This is a genomic window from Arthrobacter sp. CC3, assembly GCF_039907775.1.
GTDB lineage: Bacteria > Actinomycetota > Actinomycetes > Actinomycetales > Micrococcaceae > Arthrobacter.
In genome coordinates this window covers 1-1,503 of sequence record NZ_JARCCY010000096.1, presented here as the reverse complement: position 1 = coordinate 1,503, position 1,503 = coordinate 1, and the positions used below count along the sequence as shown (strand labels likewise).

1 protein-coding gene is annotated in these 1,503 nt (G+C 66.1%); it reads right to left on the bottom strand.

The features are described 5' to 3' along the window. Nucleotides 1–1,494 (bottom strand): catalase (locus PV761_RS24120; protein WP_347900040.1); only part of this gene is annotated, 1,494 nt, incomplete at its 3' end. Nucleotides 1,495–1,503 lie beyond the last annotated feature (9 nt).

The window sequence follows — 1,503 nt, the reverse complement described above, 5'->3', positions numbered from 1 at the left end:
CTTGTTAGCTGCCTCTGCGTCGGATTCCGTCTGGCCGGCGCCGAGGTTGGCGCGGAGTTTGGCGCCGAGGTCGGCGTCGACGTTGGTCCAGTACTGGATGGCGCGTTCCTTGATTTCGGGGGTTTTGACGCCGCCGACTGCACCGGTGATGGTGTCCAGCAGGCGGGCCTTGGCGCCGTCGTCGAACACTTCGCGGTACAGCGTGCCGGCCTGGCCGAAGTCGCCGTCTTCTGCGTGCAGGGAGTGTGCGGAGAGCGTCAGCTCGCCGTCGTTCTCCCAGCCGCCGCCGGCGACCGCGGGCTCAACGGCTGCGGGGCCGCCGACTGAGTTCGGGGCGTAGACCGGGACGGAGGGGGCGTTGAAGAGGTAACGTCCGGCGCCGTCCTGGCTGTAGTTGTTGACCTGGTTCTTGGGCTGGTTCACCGGGATCTGGGCGTGGTTGGTGCCCACGCGGTAGCGGTGCGCGTCGGCGTAGGAGAAGATGCGGGCCTGCAGCATCTTGTCCGGCGACGCGGCGATGCCCGGCACGAAGTTCGAGGGCGCGAAGGTGGCCTGCTCGATCTGCGCGAAGTAGTTCTCCGGGTTCCGGTTCAGTTCCATGGTGCCGACCTTGATCAGCGGGTAGTCCGCGTGCGGCCACACCTTGGTGAGGTCGAACGGGTTGAAGCGGTAGGTCTTGGCGTCCTCGTAGGGCATGACCTGGACGTGCAGGTCCCAGGAGGGGAAGTTGCCGGCGGCAATGTTCTCCTGCAGGTCGCGGATGTAGAAGTCCGCGTCCGATCCGGCCAGCTCTTCGGCGCGGTCGCCGGTGATGGTCTTCACGCCCTGGTTGGACTTGAAGTGGTACTTGACCCAGAAGCGCTCACCCTCGGCGTTGATCCACTGGTAGGTGTGCGAGCCGTAGCCCTGCATTTCGCGCCAGGAAGCCGGCAGGCCGCGGTCGCCCATGAGCCAGGTGACCTGGTGCGCGGACTCCGGGGACAGGGTCCAGAAGTCCCACTGCATGTCCGCGTCGCGCAGGTGGGTGCCCGGGAGGCGCTTCTGGGAGTGGATGAAGTCCGGGAACTTGATGCCGTCGCGGATGAAGAACACCGGGGTGTTGTTGCCCACGAGGTCGTAGTTGCCCTCGGAGGTGTAGAACTTCACGGCGAAGCCGCGGGGGTCCCGCCAGGTGTCGGGGGAGCCGTTCTCGCCGGCGACCGAGGAGAAGCGGATCAGCATCTCGGTCTCGACGCCGGGCTGCAGGAACGCGGCCTTGGTGTACTTGGAGACGTCCTCGGACGCGGTGAACTTACCGAACGCGCCGCCGCCCTTGGCGTGCACGACACGCTCCGGGACACGCTCGCGGTTGAACTGGGCGAGCTTCTCGATCAGGTAGTGGTCGGTCAGGATGATGGCGCCGTCAGCGCCGACAGCCTTCGAGTGTGCATCGGACGTGACGGGAGCACCGGACTGTGTGGTGGACACAGCGGGCGCAGAGATGTTCAAGGTCATCTTTCTCCT